Below are 20,038 nucleotides of genomic sequence, written 5' to 3'. Positions count from 1 at the left end.
ACAACTAGTTGTTTTTTATTGATTAATGGTCTATGCCATATTGACGGCTTTTATTTGAACACCTTTTTCCGAAAAATGTTGAATCGTCTTTTTGGATAGTGCGTCATCTGTGATAATGACATCTACGTCATCCACTGGACAAACTTGAATCGCTACATCTTTACTAAATTTTGAGGAATCTGTAGCTACGTAGACTTTTTGAGAGATAGAAATAATTTGCTTTCTAGTAATCGCTTCATCCAAGCTAAAATCAGATATGCCTTTTTCAATTGAAACGCCACTAGCGCAAATAAAAGCTTTATTGATATTAAGATGCTCGAAGCGAAATAAAAATTCATTTGATGTCACTGATTTTTCAGAATGGCGTACTTTACCCCCAAGCAGTATAACCTCAATGTTAGAGCCGATTAGATCAAATGCTACAGGTAGTGAATTTGTCACCACTGTTAGTTTTTCCTTGTCCAATAAAAATGGTGTCATTTGATAGGTAGTTGTTCCGCTATCAATGAAAATACATTCCCCATCTTGAACGAGCGAAGCACATGCTTTGGCAATGGCGATTTTCTCTGTTAACTGTTCGTGAAGTCGGTGATCCATTAGTCCTTCTACTGGCTCAATATATTTAACGCCCCCATAAAATTTTTCAATTTTTTTGTCTTGCATCAACTGTTGGACATCACGACGGATCGTTTCCATTGAAACGTTAAACTCTTTTGTAAGTGTTACTAATTTTACTACCTTATGTTGACGTATAAACTGCAAAATTTGGTGTTGCCTTTCTATCATATACATTTCATCACCTCTACTAGATATTTACTCAAAATAATCATAACTTTGTCAACAGTTTGTCAGAATTTACTCAACATTTACTCAACATTTACACAAATAAGCATTTTCCTTTACAAATAGTCTCTATACTGAAGCTAAGAACTGAGTGAGGTGACCCAATTTGTTAGAGCTAAAAAATATCTCAAAAAGCTATAAAAATAAAAAAGTTTTAGTAGATATCAATGTAACCATCGAATCAGGTGAGATTATTTCATTGCTAGGGCCGAGTGGCTGCGGTAAAACTACTTTGCTTAATATCATTTTAGGACTTGTAGATCCAACTGCTGGTCAGCTTGTCTACAATGGACAAGATATTTCCAAGCAATCAATGCAAGAAAGAGGATTTAATATAGTGTTTCAGGATTTTGCGTTATTTCCTCATTTAAATGCATACGACAATATCATTTATGGATTAAAAAATAAAAACGTGAAAATGTCCAAAGAGGAGATACAAGAATACATTGATTTTTTAGAGCTAGCTCCTCATTTGCATAAGAAGATTCATGAATTGTCTGGTGGGCAAAAACAACGCGTTTCCATTGCAAGAACACTCGTGATGCAACCTAAAATTCTATTATTAGACGAACCACTAAGTGCACTAGATGGCGTTATAAAAGAATCTATAAAGGAGCGTATTAAATCTATCGCCAGTGAATTTAATTTGACGACAATTATCGTGACACATGATCCAGAAGAAGCCCTTACCTTATCAGATAAAGTCATCATTATTAATGAAGGTACAGTTGCTCAATTTGGCACACCTCATGAAATTGTTACAGCGCCCAAAAATCAATTTGTAGAGGATTTTATCTTAAGGCAGCTTCATATTAAGCGCCATAACATCTATCAATTATTTGGAGAAACATATGCTTAAAACGAATAAAATAATGAAATTAATTTTTCTACCGATTCTACTATTTTTTCTATTCTTTTTAATTGTGCCATTGCTTTATATGTTTTGGCAGTCATTCAAAATAGGCAATGTCGTGACCACTCAAAATTATATAGAAGCTTTACGGAATATCGAAATTCGTGAAGCTTTTACGAATAGTTTTAAAGTTTCTTTTGTAGCATCAGTGATTACAACCATTTTAGCCTTTTGGTTGGCCTATGCTGTTCATTTTACTACGATGCATCGCCATACAAAAAAGCTAGTTCAAATTGGAATAACCTTGCCGATGCTACTGCCAACCATCACCTATGGCTTTGTATTGATTTATACATTTGGGAATCAAGGAATTCTAACAAAATTAGTGGGGCAGCCTCTTTTTACAATCTATGGGTATAACGGCTTGGTGATCGGTTACGTCTTATACACATTACCAGTTGCTTTTATATTAATGCAAAACTCCATGCAATATATCGATAAGCGGTTTTTACTTGTTTCAATATTAATGCATGATCAGCCAATGCGTCGTTTTTATCATACCGTATACCGCCCTATGGTTGGGACAATTGGCGGGGCATTTATTTTAACATTTGTTTTAAGCTTTACAGATTTTGGAATCCCTGCATCAGTTGGTGGCAATTACAGGGTAATAGCTACTGAGCTCTACCAAGCCATGTTAGGTTCCATTGTACATTTTGAACGTGGAGCAGTCATTTCAGTGTTAATGCTAGTACCTGCTGTATTAGGTGTTGTCATGCTAACGATTTTAGAGCGCTTCAATTTTCAATATAAACAGGTTGGGCAAAGTGAACTTGTAAAGCATCGTTTACGAGACGCGCTATTTACAATTTATTCAATTCTCAGTGTAACAGCTGTATGTATTATTTTTTCAACCATGTTTATTGTGCCTTTTACCAAAGGCTATCCGTACGATTTCAGCTTTACATTAGAGCACGTTCAAAATGTACTTGCAGAAAAAGATTTAACGAAGGTTTATATCAATTCTCTCATCGTAGCGGTTCTAACAGCCATATTCGGTGTGGGCATAACATTTATGTCGGCGCTTCTTAATACAAGGACACCATTAAAGGGAAGAAAAAGCTTAGATGTAACTTCTATGATGACAAATACAGTTCCAGGTATGGTACTTGGATTATCCTACTTATTTTTCTTTAATGGAAGTTCTTTAAAGGGTACTTTTCTTATCATTATCGCATGTAATATCGTGCATTTTTTTACGACACCTTATTTAATGGCGAAAAATTCATTGCAAAAAATGGATCCTACGTGGGAAGTGACAGCTGAGCTGTTAAAGGATTCGTGGTTAAAAACCGTGATACGAATTATTTTACCGAATATTAGGCCAACGATTTATCAAATGTTTAGCTACTATTTTTTAAATGCGATGGTTACAGTCAGCGGTGTTATTTTTCTTGTCAGCACAAAGACAATGCTTGTATCGACAAGGATAAAAGAGCTACAGCATTTCGCAAAGTACACCGATATTTTTGTTTTATCGATATTCATTTTATGTACAAACCTCATTGTGAAATTAGGTTGTGATTATATAGCAGCACATAAAGAAAAAACGGAGGAGATTACAAAATGAAGAAGTCAACAGGCATGATGTTAGGGACAGTAAGTGCAGCAGCAGTCGTTTTAGCTGCATGTGGAGGAGTAGCAGCAGATTCCAAAGAGCAAGTCATCATTTATTCAAATGCTGATGATGAAGCTATTGAAGTGATGGAAACTACATTAGATGATAAAGGCTATAAAGGTAAGTATTTAATCCAGTCGTTTGGTACTTCTGAGTTAGGTGGCAAAATGATGGCGGAAGGGACAGATATTGAAGCAGATGTTGTAACAATGGCTTCTTATTTTATAGAAAGTGCACAAACCTCAAAATCCATGTTTGTGGATATTTCTTCAGACTTAAAGCCTCTTGATGGGAGTGTTACGTATGCATTACCGATTTTAGGCAATGTAGGCTCTATCTTTATTAATACAGAGGTATTACAACAAAAGGGGCTATCTATTCCGAAATCCATTAAAGATTTGACAGACCCTGCTTATAAGGATTTAGTGTCATTCCCAAACATTATGGACTCCTCAACAGGGTGGCTTCTAGTACAAGCTATTATAAAGGAATATGGTGAAGAGGAAGGGAAAAAAGTTCTAGCAGAGTTAATTAAAAATGCAGGACCACATATTGAAAGTTCAGGCTCTGGCCCTATTAAAAAGGTGAAAACAGGAGAAGTTGCTGCAGGCTTTGGTTTACGTATCCAAGCTATTGATGCCAAAAACGAAGGGTTACCGATTGATTATATTGACCCGACAGAAGGAAATTTCACTTTAACGGAATCTGTAGCTGTTGTAGATAAAGAAGGTGAGGAAGCATTAGCAAAAGAAATTGCAAAGGTAATTGCAACAGAGGCTCGTGATGGTCTTCTAGAGCAATATCCTGTAGCTCTATATGAAGGAGAACAAGTAAAGGACGAGCACGTTCCTACCTATTTGAAAAAATGGGATACTACCTTAACCGTAGATTTATTAGAAAAACACCAAGCCTTCTTTAAAGAAGCACAGCGATAAGGAGTTATAGCAGATGAGTAACTATAAATTATTGACGCCAGGTCCATTGACAACAACTGAAGCAGTGAAACGAGAAATGTTAAAAGATCGTTGTACATGGGATGATGATTATAAAAATGTGACACAAGTGATTCGTAAGCAACTCTTAAAATTAGCAAAAGTTGATGAAGCTGATTACACTACGGTACTAATGCAAGGAAGTGGAAGCTTTGTAGTAGAGTCTGTACTCACAACAGCAATTGGTGAAAATGATAAGTTGCTGATACTAACAAATGGTGCTTATGGTGAAAGAATTGTTGAAATGGCTAAAGCCTTAAAGTTACAGCATGTTGTTTATAGTGCTCCTTTTGATGAACAGCCCTCCTTGTTAGAAGTTCAATCCTTCCTTGAAAGAGATAGGAGTATTACTCATGTAGCTCTCGTACATTGTGAGACGACTACTGGTATTTTAAATCCTATTAAAGAAATTGGGGAAGTTGTTCATTCGTTCAACAAAACGTTTATTGTAGATGCCATGAGTAGCTTTGGAGGCGTACCAATGGATTTATCAAGCTTGCATATTGATTTTTGTATTAGTAGTGCCAATAAATGTATTCAGGGTGTGCCAGGCTTTGGTTTTGTTATCGCGAATACAAGAGCACTGGAAAAATGTAAGGGACAAGCTCGAAGTGTTGCATTAGATTTGCATAGTCAGTGGGAAGTAATGAAGCAAGATGGGAAATGGCGTTTCACATCGCCTACACATGTAGTGGCAGCTTTTGCGAAGGCGCTTGAAGAGTTGAATGAAGAAGGCGGAATTCATGCCCGCTACAAACGCTATGCGTATAATAATCAACTACTTCGCTCTCGCTTGTCAGTGCTGGGATTTAAAGCGTATATTTCGGAGGAGCTTCAATCACCAATTATCACAACATTTTTATTCCCGTATAAAGAGTTTTCTTTTGAGCATTTTTATCAAGAAATAAAAAATGCAGGTTTCGTTATCTATCCAGGTAAGCTGACGGATGCCGATACATTCCGTATTGGCAATATTGGTGATATTCATGAGGAAGATATTCTTGCATTATGTGAAAGCATTGAAAATTATATGGTGGTGAAAAACAATGAAAATTGAGACGGTTATTTTGGACTGGGCAGGCACAGCAGTTGACTTTGGTTGTTTTGCCCCTGTTAATGTTTTTTTAACAATTTTTGAAGATGCTGGTGTAATAGTTACACTGGAAGAGGCTCGTAAACCAATGGGGATGCTGAAAATTGATCATATCCGCACCATGCTAGAAATGCCAAGAATTAAAGCAGAATGGCATCGTGTACATGGACAATCCTTTACTGAAAAGGATGTACATGTATTGTATAATCATTTTGAAACAAAATTAATGGAGTCTTTGGCGACCTATACAGATCCTATCCAGCACGTGAAAACAACCGTACAGCAATTAAGAGATGCAGGTATTCGAATAGGCTCTACAACTGGCTATACAGATGCAATGATGGAAGTAGTGACAAAGCATGCTACTGACAAGGGCTATCAACCTGATTTTCTTGTAACACCAACACAGGTTGGTGATAAAGGGCGACCATATCCATATATGATTTTTAAAAATATGGAGGCATTAGGTTCGCAAGCGACGAAGCGAGTTGTGAAGGTTGGCGATACAACATCAGATATAAAGGAAGCCTTAAATGCAGGTGTTTGGGCTGTTGGCGTTATTATTGGAAGCTCAGAAATGGGACTATCCGAAGAAGAATTCAATGCCCTATCTTCAGAGGAACAGCGACAAATCATAGAGAAAACAAAATGTGTTTTTGAAGAATCTGGCGCTCATTATACAATTGAAACAATGGCGGAGTTGCCAGCATTAATTGAAACGATCAATGCTCGGTTAAATATGGATAGACAATTAGAATATAAATAATAATTAACCTCGGCAGAAGTAAAAAACTGCCGAGGTTGTTTTTAGTCGCGCTCATATGGGATTGAATCTGGTATTTCCGCAAATGGATTCTTTTCATTAATGCGGTCATAAAACATAACGCCATTTAGATGATCTAATTCATGCTGAAAGGCAATCGCTGGCAAGCCCTTAAGGCGCATTTTTTTCTCTTCACCATCAACTGTTTTAAATTTTACTGTGATACGTGCATGGCGAGGTACATACCCAGGAATATTACGGTCAACAGAAAGACAACCTTCTCCTGATGATAGGTATGTGTTTTCAACAGAATGGCTAACGATCTTTGGATTTATGGCTACAAAGCTTAATTGTTCACCAGCCTCATCTTTTAAATGAAGAGCAAACATACGCTGTAAGCTATTTACCTGATTGGCAGCCAAACCAATGCCACTACGCAAATTATATTTTTCTGCCATTTCAGGATCTTGGCTGTTGATTAAATATTGAAGCATATCCTCAGCAAGCTTTCTTGTTTCTTCAGTTAAAGGGAATTTAACTTCCTCTGCTTTTGTGCGTAAAGTCGGATGACCTTCGCGGATAATATCATCCATTAAAATCATAATAGTAATCTTCCTTTCAACTTTGTAGTGCTTACTAATAAGTATACATCACGTTTTCGTACAATCCCATGAAAAAAGTCCTTATTTGAATATACTCAAAAAATTTTTCTAATGCTATTAGATTTTCGAGAATGGGGTATTCTACTAGGGGAAAACCTGTTGGAAAACGTAAGAGTTGTATGGTGTGAGTAAGGTGTTGTAATACAGAATTTGAATATTAGTAATACAGTATAGGACAGCGGTGTTTGATTGTTATTCTAGAAAAAATCTTTGTATATAGCAGTAATAGATGATTGACCGACAGTATTTTATTCAGTATACTGAGTGTCAAGAATAAGTTGTACTAGTTAAAAAGGTGATTTATTTTAATACAGCTGAAAGGGAGATGTGACAAATGAGCAAGAAAAACAATAATATTTTTGATGCTAAACAAACGCTAACTGAAATCGAAGATAAGTTTGAAATGTTTCAAATTTTGAATGAAGAAGGCGAAATTATAAATAAAGAGGCAGATCCGAAATTATCAGATGAGGAACTAGTTGAGTTAATGACACGTATGGTTTACACACGTATTTTAGATCAACGTTCAATCTCATTAAATCGTCAAGGACGTTTAGGCTTCTATGCACCGACTGCTGGTCAAGAAGCTTCACAACTTGCTTCTCACTTTGCATTAGAACAAGAAGATTGGATTTTACCAGGTTACCGTGATGTACCTCAAATTGTATGGCATGGCTTACCTCTTGAAAAAGCATTTTTGTTCTCACGTGGTCACTTCATGGGCAATCAGGTTCCTGAAGGTGTAAACGTTTTAGCTCCACAAATTATTATTGGAGCACAATATATTCAAGCTGCTGGGGTAGCACTTGGTATTAAAAAACGCGGGAAAAAAGCTGTTGCAGTAACTTATACTGGTGACGGTGGTTCTTCTCAGGGAGACTTCTATGAAGGCATTAACTTTGCAGGTGCATTTAAATCTCCAGCAATCTTCATCGTACAAAATAACCAATATGCAATCTCAACACCTCGTGAATTGCAAACAGCTGCTAAAACAATTGCACAAAAAGGTGTAGCAGCAGGCTTACCAAGTATTTTAGTAGATGGAATGGATGCGCTTGCAGTTTATGTAGCAACTCGTGATGCTCGTGAGCGCGCGGTTAATGGTGAAGGCCCAACATTAATTGAAACAATGTGTTACCGTTATGGTCCTCATACAATGGCTGGGGATGACCCAACTCGTTACCGTACTTCTGATACAGATAATGAATGGGCTCAAAAAGATCCTCTCGTTCGCTTCCGTAAATACCTAGAAGCAAAAGGTATATGGGATGAGAAAAAAGAAGAAGCAGTTATTGAGCGAGCAAAAGAAGAAATTAAAGAAGCAATCAAAAAAGCAGATGCTGCTCCAAAACAAAAAGTAACAGAATTAATGGAAAATATGTATAAAGGCGAAATGCCATCTAATCTAAAAGAACAGTATGAAATCTATAAAGAGAAGGAGTCGAAATAACCTATGGCACAAATGACGATGATTCAAGCAATTACAGATGCACTTCGCACAGAATTAAAGAATGATGAAAACGTTCTTGTATTCGGGGAAGATGTAGGTGTCAACGGTGGGGTATTCCGCGCGACAGAAGGCCTACAAAAAGAATTTGGGGTTGACCGCGTATTTGATACACCATTAGCAGAATCAGGTATTGGTGGCTTAGCAGTTGGCCTTTCTCTTCAAGGATTCCGTCCAGTTCCTGAAATTCAATTCTTTGGTTTCGTTTATGAAGTAATGGATTCGATTAGTGGCCAGCTAGCACGTATGAGCTACCGTAGTGGTGGCGTCTACAATGCTCCAGTAACAATCCGTTCACCATTTGGTGGTGGTGTGCACACACCTGAAATGCACTCAGATAGCTTAGAAAGCTTAATGACAGCACAACCAGGACTAACAGTTGTTGTTCCATCAACACCATATGATGCAAAAGGTTTACTTATTTCTTCTATTCGTAATGACAACCCAGTTATTTTCTTAGAGCATTTAAAGCTATACCGTTCATTCCGTGAAGAAGTGCCTGAGGAAGCATACGAAATTCCACTAGGAAAAGCGGATGTAAAACGTGAAGGTACTGATTTAACAATTGTTGCTTACGGTTTAATGGTTCATGAAAGCTTAAAGGCTGCAGAAGAACTTGAAAAAGAAGGACATTCTGTAGAAGTAATTGACTTACGTACAATTCAACCAATCGATGTGGAAACAATTATCGCATCTGTTGAAAAAACAGGTCGTGCAATCGTTGTCCAAGAAGCTCAAAAACAAGCAGGTATCGCTGCGAACGTAGTAGCAGAAATTACAGAGCGTGCAATTCTAAGCTTAGAGGCTCCTGTTCTTCGTGTGGCTGCACCAGATACTGTGTACCCATTCCCACAAGCTGAAGGTGTTTGGTTACCAAACTACAAAGATGTAATGGAAACAGCGAAAAAAGTTTTAACATTCTAATAAAGCTTCTAAACTTGAACAACAGTAAATAGAAAGGATGGGTACACATGGCATTTGAATTCAGATTACCGGATATTGGCGAGGGTATTCACGAAGGCGAGATTGTGAAATGGTTCGTTAAAGCTGGAGATACAGTAAAAGAAGACGATATTCTTTGTGAAGTACAAAATGATAAAGCAGTAGTAGAAATCCCTTCACCAGTTGAAGGAACAGTAGAGGAAGTTTTAGTAGGAGAAGGAACAGTTGCCGTAGTTGGCGATGTTTTAATCCGATTAGACGCACCTGGCTATGAAGACTTAAAGCTAAAAGGTGACGATCATGCCGAAGCAAAAACAGAGGCACAAGTTCAAGCAACTGCTGAATCTGGTCAGAACGTAGAAGAAGCTCCTGCTAAAGAGGAAAAGGCACCAGAAAAAGCTCCAGAAAAAGTGGAAACAGTAGTTGATGAAACAAAACGTGTGATCGCGATGCCTTCTGTACGTAAATTTGCCCGTGATAACGATGTAAATATTCGTGAAGTGAAGGGTACAGGCAAAAACGGTCGAATCCTTAAAGAAGATATTGAAAACTTCTTAAAAGGTGGTGGCACTGTAGAGGCTGAAACTGCAAATATCGAAACATCAGAAGATACAGTTCAACAAGAAACGTCTACACCAGCAGCACCAGTAGTTCTTGAGGGGGATTTCCCAGAGACTCGTGAAAAAATGTCAGGTATTCGAAAAGCGATTGCAAAAGCAATGGTACACTCGAAACAAACGGCTCCTCATGTTACACTAATGGATGAAGTCGATGTAACAGCTCTTGTAGCACATCGTAAAAAATTCAAAGATATCGCTGCCGAAAAAGGTGTTAAATTAACATACTTACCATATGTAGTGAAAGCACTTATTTCAACTTTACGCGAGTTCCCAGAATTTAATCGCTCTTTAGATGATGCAACACAAGAAATTATCCAAAAGCATTACTATAACATTGGTATTGCAGCAGATACTGAAAGAGGCTTACTAGTACCAGTTATTAAGCATGCAGATCGTAAATCTGTATTTGCAGTGTCTAATGAAATTAATGAATTGGCGACAAAAGCCCGTGAAGGTAAGCTAGCACCACATGAAATGAAAGGTGCTTCCATGTCCATTACGAATATTGGCTCTGCAGGAGGACAATGGTTTACACCAGTTATTAACCATCCTGAAGTAGCAATTCTAGGTATTGGTCGAATTTCAGAAAAACCTGTAATAAAAAATGGTGAAATTGTAGCCGCACCTGTGTTAGCATTATCATTGAGCTTTGATCATCGTATGATCGATGGAGCCACTGCGCAAAATGCTTTAAATCATTTAAAGCGTTTGTTAAGTGAGCCAGAATTATTATTAATGGAGGCGTAACAAAAATGGTAGTAGGAGATTTCCCAATCGAAACAGATACTCTTGTCATTGGTTCAGGTCCTGGAGGATATGTAGCAGCAATTCGTGCAGCTCAAACTGGCCAAAAAGTAACAATCGTTGAAAAAAATGTACTTGGTGGAGTGTGCTTAAACGTAGGTTGTATCCCATCAAAAGCATTAATTTCAGTAGGTCACCGTTTTGAGCAAGCTAAACATTCAGATGACATGGGAATCATCGCTTCTGATGTGAAATTAGACTTCTCAAAAGCACAAGCATTTAAAGACAGCGTTGTTAAGAAATTAACTGGCGGTGTTGAAGGCTTACTTAAAGGTAACAAAGTTGAAATTGTACAAGGTGAAGCTTATTTCGTTGACGCTCATTCAGTGCGTATCATCAATGGTGAATCTGCTCAAACTTACACATTTAACAATGTCATTATTGCAACAGGTTCTCGTCCAGTTGAAATTCCAACATTCAAATTCACTGATCGTGTATTAAATTCTACTGGTGCACTTTCTCTACAAGAAGTACCTGGTAAATTAGTTGTTATCGGTGGCGGTTATATTGGTACTGAGCTTGGATCAGCTTATGCGAACCTTGGCTCTCAAGTAACAATTATTGAAGGCGGAAAAGATATTTTAGCTGGCTTCGAAAAGCAAATGACGCAAATCGTGAAAAAAGGCCTTAAAAAGAAAGGCGTTGAAATTGAAGTTAACGCATCTGCAAAAGGCGTAGAAGAAACTGAAAACGGCGTAGTAGTAACTTATGAAGTAGGCGGAGAAGAGAAAAAAGTTGAAGCTGATTACGTATTAGTTACTGTAGGACGTCGTCCAAATACAGATGAAATGGGCCTTGCTGAAATCGGAGTTGAATTCGGTGAACGTGGTCTAATCAATGTTGACAAACAATGTCGTACAAATATTCCAAACATCTATGCAATCGGTGATATCGTAGCAGGTCCTCAGCTTGCACATAAAGCATCTTACGAAGGTAAAGTTGCTGCTGAAGCAATTGCGGGTGAAAAATCAGTTGTTGATTATCTTGCAGTGCCAGCTGTATGTTTCACAGATCCAGAAATGGCGACAGTTGGTTACAATGAAGAACAAGCAAAAGCTGAAGGCATTGAATACACTGCAGCGAAATTCCCATTCGCAGCAAATGGTCGTGCTCTTGCATTAAACCAATCAGAAGGTTTCGTGAAACTTGTTGCTCGTAAAGAGGATGGCTTATTAATTGGTGCTCAAATCGTAGGTGCTGGTGCATCTGATATGATCGCTGAAATGGGCTTAGCGATTGAAGGCGGCATGACTGCTGAGGATATCGCATTAACAATTCACGCTCACCCAACATTAGGTGAAATTACAATGGAAACTGCTGAAGTATTACTTGGCAACCCAATCCACATTGTAGCGAAAAAATAATTTGAATAAAGGAGTGTAGATAAAGCGGGATCATTCGCTTATCTACACTCCTTTTTTGATGCCACTGTATTATTAAGAACAGATGGGTGAGTAAGAAAGGGTAACAACTCGAAAATGTGCTCTCCGATTGAAGTGAAAAACGGAAATTTTTATTATAAAAACCGTCATTAGAAATCTAAATCTTTTTATGAACAATTAATTTTTATATTAGCTTGTTCCCATAACAGGCTTTAATGATAATGAAAAGTAATAAGTAGCTCTTCATGAAAAATTCCGTCATTATAGCTTTCAAATCGAATTTCTATCATTTAGAAGCTCCTTTGATTATTCTGAATAATCGATAAATGCTATAATGATAGCATTGTAGAAAGTAAGGGAGGATTTAATAATGGAGCTTAATTTAACGGGGAAAGTAGCAATTATAACAGGATCGAGTAAAGGAATTGGCTATTATACAGCCATGCAGCTTGTTAAAGAGGGTGCACAGGTTGTACTTTGCGCTCGTGGTGAAAAGCAACTGCAAGTGGCTGCAGGATGTATAAAAAACGAAACAGGCGTAGATGTATTAATTGTTCCAACTGACATTACAAAAGAAAAAGATTGTAAGTATCTCATTGAGCGTACTGTAGAGCATTTTGGACGTGTGGATATTCTTATTAATAATGCTGGTACAGCTTCAGCGAATTCCTTTGAAACGGTGAGTAGTGAGCTGTGGCAGGCAGATTTAGATTTAAAGGTATTTGGTGCTATTCATTGTTCAAAATATGCTGCTCCATATATGCGAAAGGCTGGTGGCGGTGCAATCGTTAATGTGACTGCTGTGATGGCTAAAACTCCACCTGCAAGCTCACTTCCTACTACTGTAAGCCGTGCTGCGGGGCTTGCCTTGACGAAAGCGATGAGCAAGGATTTAGGGAAGGATAATATTCGAGTAAATTCTGTATGTATAGGACTTATTCGTAGTGATCAAATCGAAAAGAAATGGAAAAAGGAAGCACCAAATTTATCGTGGGAAGATTATTCTCGTAAAGTGGGACAAGCAATTCCACTTGGTCGAGTAGGAGATACACAAGAAGCAGCAAACGTGATCGCTTTCTTAGCATCTGATGCGGCGAGCTATGTTACAGGAACAGCTGTTAATATTGATGGTGGCTCTGGTCACGCATTATAAAATAGTAAAGATCCACTATACAAATAGAAGTATAGTGGATCTTTAAGAAAAATTACCCTTCTTCATTAATAAGAACATTTTTACCACGTATTTTCATAATCAGTGGTATAAGTACCATTAAATGGAAATCACTAAAAATAGTAATGATAAAGGCATTGTTATAAAAGTAGAAAAGTCTCCATACGAAATGGTTAATGCACGGCGCATATTATTTTCAATCATTGGCCCTAGTACCAGTGCAAGGACTAAGGGAGCTACTGGGTAATCATTTTTAGCAAATAGATAACCAAGAACACCACAAGCTACTAATAAAAATACGTCAAATGTGGCGAATTGCACGGCATAAACACCAAAAATTGAAATGGCAATAATTATAGGCAATAGATATTTTTTAGGTGTTTCGATGATTTTGGCAAAAATGCGGACTAAAGGCATATTTAATACTAGTTACATTAAATTTCTAATGAACATACTGGCAATTAATCCCCAAGCAACTTGAGGATGTTCATCAAATAATAATGGACCTGGCTGAATATTATACATAATAAGTGCACCCATTAAAATATCAGTAGTACCTGAGTCGGGAATTCCTAATGTTAGTAATGGGATCATTGCACCGCCTGAGGCAGCATTGTTCGCTGATTCTGGCCCAGCTACACCCGCAATATGACCTTTTCCGAATTGCTCGGGTGTTTTACTAAATTTTTTTCAGTAATATAAGAAATGAATGAGGCAAGTGTTGCACCTGCACCGGGTAATACGCCAATGAAAAAGCCTCATAAGGAGCCGCAAGCAATAGGAACAGCACTATCCTTTAAATCTTCCTTTGTTGGTAATACACAATTAATTTTGGCTAATTGACCATCCTCTTCTTCTTTTTCAAGAATGGTTTTAAATACTTCGCCTAATGCAAATAAACCAACAGCGATAGTTATAAATACAATGCCGGAGAACAACATTGGCTGACCAAATGTAAAACGTTCGATACCTGATACGGCATCAATACCAACTGTCCCGAGCATAAGCCCTAAAACAGTCATAATTAAAGCTTTGGTAATAGAACGTCCTGCTAGGCCACTAACTACTGCAAGTCCTAATAACATCAAAGAAAAATATTCTGCGGGTCCAAATTTAAGTGCTAATTTTGACAATGGATTTGCCAATAATATCAGACCTAGTAGCGCTACAACGCCCGCACAAAATGAGCCAATGGCCGCGATCGAAAGAGCACTTCCTGCACGGCCTTGTTTAGCCATTTGATAGCCATCCAATGTTGTCACAACTGATGACGATTCACCAGGCGTGTTTAATAGAATGGAGGTTGTTGATCCACCATACATGGCCTCGTAGTATACCCCTGCAAGTAAAATAATGGAGCTTGTAGCAGCAGCCTCAGTAGGTAGTCCAGTTGTAATAGTTGCTGTAACAGGTATTAATAATGCAACTCCACTCATTGGACCTATACCTGGAAGTACACCAACTGATGTACCAATTATGACACCCACAAGAGCGAATAAAAGGTTTTGCCATTGAAGGGCAACTGCAAAATCATCAGCTAAAAATTGCAATGTTGACATATGTTCACTCCTGTACTAACAAATTGGGAAACTAGGTAATGATCCTCCTAGTAAACTTGTAAATAAATAATAGATGCCGAGTGAAAATCCAGCTGCAATAATAATTGAATAAGTAAGTTTAGTAGTTCCATTGTTTGGAAACTAATACACAAAAATAAAAATGTTGTGATTATATAGCCAATTTTTTCAAGGGAAAATACATACGCAAGAGCGCTACCTAAAATGATTAAGAACTTTTAGAGCTCTGTTGAAGCTATTTTAGAAGAAGTAGTTGATCCTCCTGTGACTCGCTCTCTCACAGCTTTTTTCCATGATTCATAAAATAATTGAAGACTTAATAAATCTAAAATAATACCTAAACCTAATGAAAAAATTTTAGGCCCAACTGTAGACCCATAAGCACTATCAGAAATCTGAGTTGCTTGAAAAATAAACAAAATGCTAAGTGCTAAGAGGATAATGCTAGATGTTTTATCAAATGTATAGCTCAACCGTTTTACACCTCCGTTGAAAATAGAATAGAGTTACACAAGTAGTTCTATATTTAATGGAAATACTTGTGTCTTTTTTTAAAAAACGATTCGTTATTTTTGCATACCAAGAGCTGTTAGTAGTTCAATGATTATTTTATTTTGAATGTCCGGTATTCTGCTTGCCAACCATTACGGGTCACCTCAGCTTGCCATTCTTTTGATTCAGACATTGCCTGTAATTTTTCAGACCAATAGGCAATCGCATCTTCACTCATATTTTTGAGTCTTATGAAGTTCTTGTAGAATAGGACTTTTAATACTGTTTTATAGAATTGGTTGGATATTTCTCCATTTGATTGTTATTTTTATAAAATTATAATAGACAGAAAATTCCTACAGATGTAGAATGAACGATATAGGGGGTGAAAAGTGGCGAAATGTTGAACGAAAATTTTGCTGCGTTGTTGTTACGAGTTGTTCGGATTATTGTGCAAATTGGTATACTTACTATTTTCTATTACATGGGGGTTGGCATTGTTTCTTATTTGCACATACCTCTTCCAGGAAGTGTCATTGGCTTACTTTTATTAGCACTTTCACTCAATTTTAAAATTATTAAGGTCGAATATATACAAGATGGAGCAGGTTTTTTAATTGGCATCTTAACGTTGTTTTTCATTCCAGCAACTGTAGGTGTTATTGATTATCCAGAGCTCATGTCAATCACTGGTCTGCTCATAATTCTAGCAGTTATTGCTAGTACATTAATCTCTATTTATGTAACAGGATTGCTGACACAACTCATTGAAAAAAGAGAATTGGCGAAAAAGGAAGGTACGAAAATTACGGGAGAAGAAGGAAAGGGGGAATTGACTGTTGATTGAAGTAACGGTTGTCCTTAGCACCATCATCATGTTTATTTTATTTACAAAGCTCTATCAACGATTTCCCCATCCTATCATGATTCCCTTGGTCACGACTACGATTGTCAGTGCAGTGATTTTACTTGTGTTTGATATTCCATATTCAACTTATATGCAAGGTGGGGAATGGCTTCAGAAAATGCTTGGGCCAGCTGTTGTGGCACTTGCATATCCTCTCTATAATCAACGGGCAATTATTATGAAATATAAGTATTCTATTTTATCAGGACTTGTAATCGGCATGATAACAGGCTTAGTGACAATTTTTGTGTTACTAAAATGGATCAGTGTAGAACCAAGCTGGATGCTGACAGCCTTACCTAAATCATTAACAACGCCTGTTGGAATGCAGGTGAGCGAAACGATTGGGGGCATTCCTCCTTTAACGGCTGTTTTCGTTATGATTGCAGGGTTTGTAGGGGCCATTATCGGACCGTTAGTCATTAAGTATGGTAAAATCGACTCTGCTGTGAGTAGGGGAGTGGCAGTAGGAAGTGCCTCACATGGGGTAGGTCTTGTGAAATTAAGAGAATATGGGGAACAGGAATTATCAGTTGGTTCCTTATCAATGGGCTTAACGGCTGTTATCGGAGCTTTCTTCTGCCCTTTATTTGTGTATTTATTTTTATAATAGAATCGTGCTTTGTGGAAAAAGGAGCTGTCCCAAAAAAGATAGGAACAACCCTTTTGTTGTAATAATTAGTTATTTCTAGAAGCGGTTAGTCATTGTGAAAATCAACTAAAAAAATACTTCAGATAATATTCTATTATAGCGATTTTGTAATGAAGAGAATGTTTACTAATCTGTATTTTATAAATATAAAAGCTAGCCCATCTTATTGAAGAGCTAGCTTTTATTTTTTAGAAAATTGGCTTACGTTCTTTGATAACACGAATTGTTTTTAATGTTGTATCCTCTGGTCCTTGAACGGGTAAACCTGCTTCAATATTCATTTGAATATAATGAATATTTTCTTGAGTAATTATTTCCCCGGGAATAAAAATAGGAATCCCAGGAGGATATACCATAATAAATTCTGCACAAATACAGTTATCTGCTTCTGCAAGAGGAACGACTTCTGTATCTGCATAAAAAGCATCACGCGGAGACATGGCAAGAGCTGGAATTTCAGGAACATTTACCAAAGCCTCTGTTATAGCCGCTTCAGAATCAAATGCTTTAGACATACGAGTTAACGCATTTATTAAAAGATTAATTTCCTTTTTTGTATCTCCTAAAGTCACTAAACATAAGATATTATAAAGGTCAGACAATTCGACTTCAATATTGGCATTATAACGCAACCATTCCTCAGCTCGATGACCAGAAATACCTAAATCTTTCACACTAATCAGAAGTTTTAATGGATCCATATCATAAGTTGCAGAAGAATGTAACTTTTCCTTACCTGCACACTTTAAATGTGGGATTTGATTGATACGTTTACGAGCATCCTTTGCTAAACGTAATGCATCGTCAATTAAATCGTATCCATGAATGGCTAGCTGACGTCGAGCTGTGTCAAGTGAAGCAAGTAATGGATAGGATGTCGATGTAGTTGTTAACATAGAAAATACAGCTTGTACACGTTTTGCAGAAACAAGACCCTCACGTACATTTAAAATAGACGTTTGTGTCATGGAGCCACCAAGCTTATGAACGCTTGTTGCTGCCATGTCAGCACCTGCTTCCATAGCTGAATATGGAAGGTCATCATGGAATTTTATGTGTACACCATGCGCTTCATCTACTACTACCGGAATATTACGGTCATGAGCAATCTCCACAATACGCTTTAAATCAGCTGTAAAGCCAAAATATGTTGGATTAATAACAAGTACTGCTTTTGTATCTGGGTAAGCATTTAATGCTTTTTCAACAGCTTCAGGGGATATGCCATGAGAAATCCCATATTCGCTGTCAACTTCAGGATGAATAAAAATTGGAATGGCACCAGCGAATACAATCGCCGACATAATAGATTTATGAACATTCCGTGGCACTAGAATTTTATCACCTGGACCGACGACGGTCAGAATCATCGTCATGATGGCGCCACTAGTACCTTGAACGGAAAAGAATGTATGATCAGCACCAAAGGCTTCAGCTGCTAAGTTTTGCGCTTCTTTTATAGCACCCTTTGGTGAATGTAAATCGTCTAGTGGAGCAATATTAATTAAATCGATTGATAAAACGTTGTCGCCGACGAATTCTCGGAAAGCAGGATCCATCCCTTGCCCTTTCTTATGGCCTGGAATATGGAACTGAATGGGATGTCTGTTCCGATGTTTTAGTAATACGTCGAACAATGGAGTCTCTAATTGTGACAACGCAGGTACCACCTCACTTTATAATATCTAAGAAAACAAATGAATTATAGCACCTAACGACACGAAAAAATAGGCTTTTCCTAAAAAAATAAAAGGATTTTTTTCAGGATACCGAGAAAATAGTATTGTACGAAAGGGGAGGTACTATGAATTGGAATACACGTGTGACGGATCTTTTACAGGTTAAATATCCAATTATTCAAGGGGGATTAGCCTATTTAGCATATGCTGATTTAGCTGCAGCGGTGTCGAATGCTGGTGGTTTAGGGCAAATAACGGCTATGAGTTTACGAGATCCTGAATTATTACGAGCAGAGATCCATAAGGTAAGAACATTAACAGATAAACCATTTGGCGTAAATTTTGCGATTGGTATGCATGGTACAGGCTATGAGGATATGGTGCGTGTGGCAATCGAAGAAGAAGTTCCAGTTGTTACAATGACGGGGGGGAATCCAGCGCCTATATTTAATTTGCTGGCAGGCACAGCGATAAAAAAATTAGTCCTTGTAGCTGCTCGTAGACAAGCTCAAAAGGCTGAACAGCTTGGGGCAGATGCTGTAATGGTAGTGGGTCAAGAAGGTGGCGGTCATCTGGGGCGTGATGATGTCGGTACAATGGTTCTTGTTCCCCAAGTTGTTGATAGTGTAAGTATTCCTGTCATTGCTTCTGGCGGAATTGGCGATGGACGGGGCTGGATGGCTGCTCATGCATTGGGAGCTGAAGGCATTGAAATGGGCACTCGTTTTATAGCAACACGAGAGTGTGTTGATGCTTCAGAGGCTTATAAAGAGGCACTAGTTGCAAGTACTGAGGCAGATACAACCATTATTAAGCGCTCAATTGGTGCACCAGCTCGTGCATTACGCAATGAATTTACTGAAAAGATTTTGGAAATTGAGGAAAAGACACCAACATATGAGGCGTTGAAAGAATTTATAAGTGGTTCAGCAAATAAACGCTTTATTTACGATGGTGATAAGGATCAAGGCTTTGGCTGGGCTGGACAAGTGACTGGAATGATTCACGATATCCCAACCGTTGATGACCTTATTAAGCGAATGGTTGCAGAAGCTGAAAGTATACGGTTAAAATGGGGGCAATAACGTAAAGGTGGTTTTGTCGAATGGAATACTCTTATCCGTTTTCAACTGATTGGTCCACAGAGGAGATTGTGGATGTTGTTCAATTCTTTGAGGGAATTGAGAAAGCTTATGAAAAAGGCATCAAGCGTGAAGTTATGCTAGCTAAATATCGACGCTTTAAAGAGATTGTTCCTTCCCAAGCGGAGGAAAAATCAATTTTTCGCGAATTTGAAGAGGCGAGTGGCTACATTAGCTATCCAGTTGTAAAACAAACAAAGGAAGCCGAAGATGGAATGATTATAAAAGTTACCCCAAGAAATGGCCGTTAAAAAAAGTGGATGTGAGATCAACTCACAT

The 20,038-nt window shown here is 37.8% G+C and carries 19 protein-coding genes and 1 pseudogene; 14 read left to right on the top strand and 6 right to left on the bottom strand.

Annotation, left to right across the window (positions count from 1 at the left end; translation table 11 throughout):
* Positions 1-30 precede the first annotated feature (30 nt).
* The gene (locus NY607_RS14625; RefSeq protein ID WP_131521666.1) at positions 31-786 is read right to left on the bottom strand and encodes a DeoR/GlpR family DNA-binding transcription regulator; all 756 of its coding nucleotides are present in this window, start codon (positions 784-786) and stop codon (positions 31-33) included.
* A 163-nt stretch (positions 787-949) separates the two neighbouring features.
* Between NY607_RS14625 and NY607_RS14620 the strand changes: the two genes are divergently transcribed.
* Genes NY607_RS14620 through phnX form a run of 5 tightly spaced genes read left to right on the top strand, consistent with a single transcriptional unit; the run spans position 950 to position 6,225 of the window.
* Entirely contained in the window at positions 950-1,702 is a 753-nt protein-coding gene (locus NY607_RS14620) for an ABC transporter ATP-binding protein (RefSeq protein ID WP_131521665.1), read from the top strand.
* A complete protein-coding gene (locus NY607_RS14615) occupies positions 1,695-3,326 on the top strand; it encodes an ABC transporter permease subunit (RefSeq protein ID WP_131521664.1) in 1,632 nt (543 codons plus the stop codon). Before NY607_RS14620 ends, NY607_RS14615 begins: the two co-directional genes overlap by 8 nt.
* On the top strand, positions 3,323-4,309 hold the full coding sequence (locus tag NY607_RS14610) for an extracellular solute-binding protein (protein ID WP_131521663.1): 987 nt from the start codon (positions 3,323-3,325) through the stop codon (positions 4,307-4,309). The genes NY607_RS14615 and NY607_RS14610 overlap by 4 nt, the downstream gene beginning before the upstream one ends.
* 13 nt (positions 4,310-4,322) lie before the next feature.
* Positions 4,323-5,423: a 2-aminoethylphosphonate--pyruvate transaminase gene (gene phnW, locus NY607_RS14605; protein ID WP_131521662.1), complete on the top strand. Its 1,101-nt coding sequence runs from the start codon at positions 4,323-4,325 to the stop codon at positions 5,421-5,423.
* Entirely contained in the window at positions 5,413-6,225 is an 813-nt protein-coding gene (gene phnX / locus NY607_RS14600; protein WP_131521661.1) for a phosphonoacetaldehyde hydrolase, read from the top strand. Before phnW ends, phnX begins: the two co-directional genes overlap by 11 nt.
* Positions 6,226-6,266: 41 nt before the next feature.
* On the opposite strand, the gene def is transcribed toward phnX, so the two are convergent.
* Positions 6,267-6,824, bottom strand: coding sequence for a peptide deformylase (def, locus tag NY607_RS14595; protein ID WP_131521660.1), 558 nt, complete (start codon positions 6,822-6,824; stop codon positions 6,267-6,269).
* A 394-nt stretch (positions 6,825-7,218) separates the two neighbouring features.
* On the opposite strand from def, the gene pdhA reads away from it, so the two are divergent.
* The 5 genes from pdhA to NY607_RS14570 all read left to right on the top strand — a co-directional run bounded on the left by pdhA (position 7,219) and on the right by NY607_RS14570 (position 13,292).
* Positions 7,219-8,334: a pyruvate dehydrogenase (acetyl-transferring) E1 component subunit alpha gene (pdhA, locus tag NY607_RS14590; protein WP_004224731.1), complete on the top strand. Its 1,116-nt coding sequence runs from the start codon at positions 7,219-7,221 to the stop codon at positions 8,332-8,334.
* A gap of 3 nt (positions 8,335-8,337) precedes the next feature.
* Entirely contained in the window at positions 8,338-9,315 is a 978-nt protein-coding gene (locus NY607_RS14585; protein ID WP_004224734.1) for an alpha-ketoacid dehydrogenase subunit beta, read from the top strand.
* 47 nt (positions 9,316-9,362) lie between these two features.
* Positions 9,363-10,700 carry a dihydrolipoamide acetyltransferase family protein gene (locus tag NY607_RS14580; RefSeq protein ID WP_259419897.1) on the top strand — a complete coding sequence of 446 codons (1,338 nt, stop codon included), beginning with the start codon at positions 9,363-9,365 and terminating at the stop codon, positions 10,698-10,700.
* A 5-nt stretch (positions 10,701-10,705) separates the two neighbouring features.
* On the top strand, positions 10,706-12,121 hold the full coding sequence (gene lpdA, locus NY607_RS14575) for a dihydrolipoyl dehydrogenase (protein ID WP_004224738.1): 1,416 nt from the start codon (positions 10,706-10,708) through the stop codon (positions 12,119-12,121).
* Between the two features lie 388 nt (positions 12,122-12,509).
* Positions 12,510-13,292, top strand: coding sequence for an SDR family NAD(P)-dependent oxidoreductase (locus NY607_RS14570; RefSeq protein WP_131521657.1), 783 nt, complete (start codon positions 12,510-12,512; stop codon positions 13,290-13,292).
* 52 nt (positions 13,293-13,344) lie between these two features.
* Here NY607_RS14570 and NY607_RS14565 read toward each other — a convergent pair.
* The 3 genes and pseudogenes from NY607_RS14565 to NY607_RS14555 all read right to left on the bottom strand — a co-directional run bounded on the left by NY607_RS14565 (position 13,345) and on the right by NY607_RS14555 (position 15,617).
* Positions 13,345-14,869 (bottom strand): annotated as a pseudogene (locus NY607_RS14565) (tripartite tricarboxylate transporter permease).
* A 236-nt stretch (positions 14,870-15,105) separates the two neighbouring features.
* Positions 15,106-15,360 carry a hypothetical protein gene (locus tag NY607_RS24320; protein WP_396631596.1) on the bottom strand — a complete coding sequence of 85 codons (255 nt, stop codon included), beginning with the start codon at positions 15,358-15,360 and terminating at the stop codon, positions 15,106-15,108.
* Between the two features lie 131 nt (positions 15,361-15,491).
* Complete coding sequence (locus tag NY607_RS14555; RefSeq protein ID WP_259419896.1) at positions 15,492-15,617, bottom strand: hypothetical protein; 126 nt, start codon at positions 15,615-15,617, stop codon at positions 15,492-15,494.
* A 162-nt stretch (positions 15,618-15,779) separates the two neighbouring features.
* Here NY607_RS14555 and NY607_RS14550 point away from each other — a divergent pair, with 162 nt between their 5' ends.
* On the top strand, positions 15,780-16,226 hold the full coding sequence (locus NY607_RS14550; protein WP_227744968.1) for a CidA/LrgA family protein: 447 nt from the start codon (positions 15,780-15,782) through the stop codon (positions 16,224-16,226).
* Positions 16,219-16,896, top strand: a complete 678-nt coding sequence (locus tag NY607_RS14545; RefSeq protein ID WP_259419895.1) for an LrgB family protein — start codon at positions 16,219-16,221, stop codon at positions 16,894-16,896. The genes NY607_RS14550 and NY607_RS14545 overlap by 8 nt, the downstream gene beginning before the upstream one ends.
* 230 nt (positions 16,897-17,126) lie before the next feature.
* Here the strand turns inward: NY607_RS14545 and NY607_RS14540 are convergent, their stop codons facing one another.
* Complete coding sequence (locus tag NY607_RS14540) at positions 17,127-18,596, bottom strand: aminotransferase class I/II-fold pyridoxal phosphate-dependent enzyme (protein WP_004224764.1); 1,470 nt, start codon at positions 18,594-18,596, stop codon at positions 17,127-17,129.
* A 146-nt stretch (positions 18,597-18,742) separates the two neighbouring features.
* On the opposite strand from NY607_RS14540, the gene NY607_RS14535 reads away from it, so the two are divergent.
* Complete coding sequence (locus tag NY607_RS14535; protein ID WP_237899520.1) at positions 18,743-19,702, top strand: NAD(P)H-dependent flavin oxidoreductase; 960 nt, start codon at positions 18,743-18,745, stop codon at positions 19,700-19,702.
* A gap of 20 nt (positions 19,703-19,722) precedes the next feature.
* Entirely contained in the window at positions 19,723-20,010 is a 288-nt protein-coding gene (locus NY607_RS14530) for a UPF0223 family protein (RefSeq protein WP_048394723.1), read from the top strand.
* Positions 20,011-20,038 lie beyond the last annotated feature (28 nt).

This window comes from Lysinibacillus sp. A4 (genome assembly GCF_024919535.1).
Classification (GTDB): domain Bacteria; phylum Bacillota; class Bacilli; order Bacillales_A; family Planococcaceae; genus Lysinibacillus; species Lysinibacillus capsici.
This window is presented reverse-complemented; position numbering and strand designations above follow the sequence as displayed.

Bases quoted from the DNA above. Each gene is read 5' to 3' on its own strand.
- NY607_RS14625 (WP_131521666.1), bottom strand. From the start codon at position 786: ATGATAGAAAGGCAACACCAAATTTTGCAGTTTATACGTCAACATAAG.
- NY607_RS14615 (WP_131521664.1), top strand. From the start codon at position 1,695: ATGCTTAAAACGAATAAAATAATGAAATTAATTTTTCTACCGATTCTA.
- NY607_RS14610 (WP_131521663.1), top strand. From the start codon at position 3,323: ATGAAGAAGTCAACAGGCATGATGTTAGGGACAGTAAGTGCAGCAGCA.
- phnW (WP_131521662.1), top strand. From the start codon at position 4,323: ATGAGTAACTATAAATTATTGACGCCAGGTCCATTGACAACAACTGAA.
- phnX (WP_131521661.1), top strand. From the start codon at position 5,413: ATGAAAATTGAGACGGTTATTTTGGACTGGGCAGGCACAGCAGTTGAC.
- def (WP_131521660.1), bottom strand. From the start codon at position 6,824: ATGATTTTAATGGATGATATTATCCGCGAAGGTCATCCGACTTTACGC.
- pdhA (WP_004224731.1), top strand. From the start codon at position 7,219: ATGAGCAAGAAAAACAATAATATTTTTGATGCTAAACAAACGCTAACT.
- NY607_RS14585 (WP_004224734.1), top strand. From the start codon at position 8,338: ATGGCACAAATGACGATGATTCAAGCAATTACAGATGCACTTCGCACA.
- NY607_RS14580 (WP_259419897.1), top strand. From the start codon at position 9,363: ATGGCATTTGAATTCAGATTACCGGATATTGGCGAGGGTATTCACGAA.
- lpdA (WP_004224738.1), top strand. From the start codon at position 10,706: ATGGTAGTAGGAGATTTCCCAATCGAAACAGATACTCTTGTCATTGGT.
- NY607_RS14570 (WP_131521657.1), top strand. From the start codon at position 12,510: ATGGAGCTTAATTTAACGGGGAAAGTAGCAATTATAACAGGATCGAGT.
- NY607_RS14555 (WP_259419896.1), bottom strand. From the start codon at position 15,617: ATGAGTGAAGATGCGATTGCCTATTGGTCTGAAAAATTACAGGCAATG.
- NY607_RS14550 (WP_227744968.1), top strand. From the start codon at position 15,780: ATGTTGAACGAAAATTTTGCTGCGTTGTTGTTACGAGTTGTTCGGATT.
- NY607_RS14535 (WP_237899520.1), top strand. From the start codon at position 18,743: ATGAATTGGAATACACGTGTGACGGATCTTTTACAGGTTAAATATCCA.
- NY607_RS14530 (WP_048394723.1), top strand. From the start codon at position 19,723: ATGGAATACTCTTATCCGTTTTCAACTGATTGGTCCACAGAGGAGATT.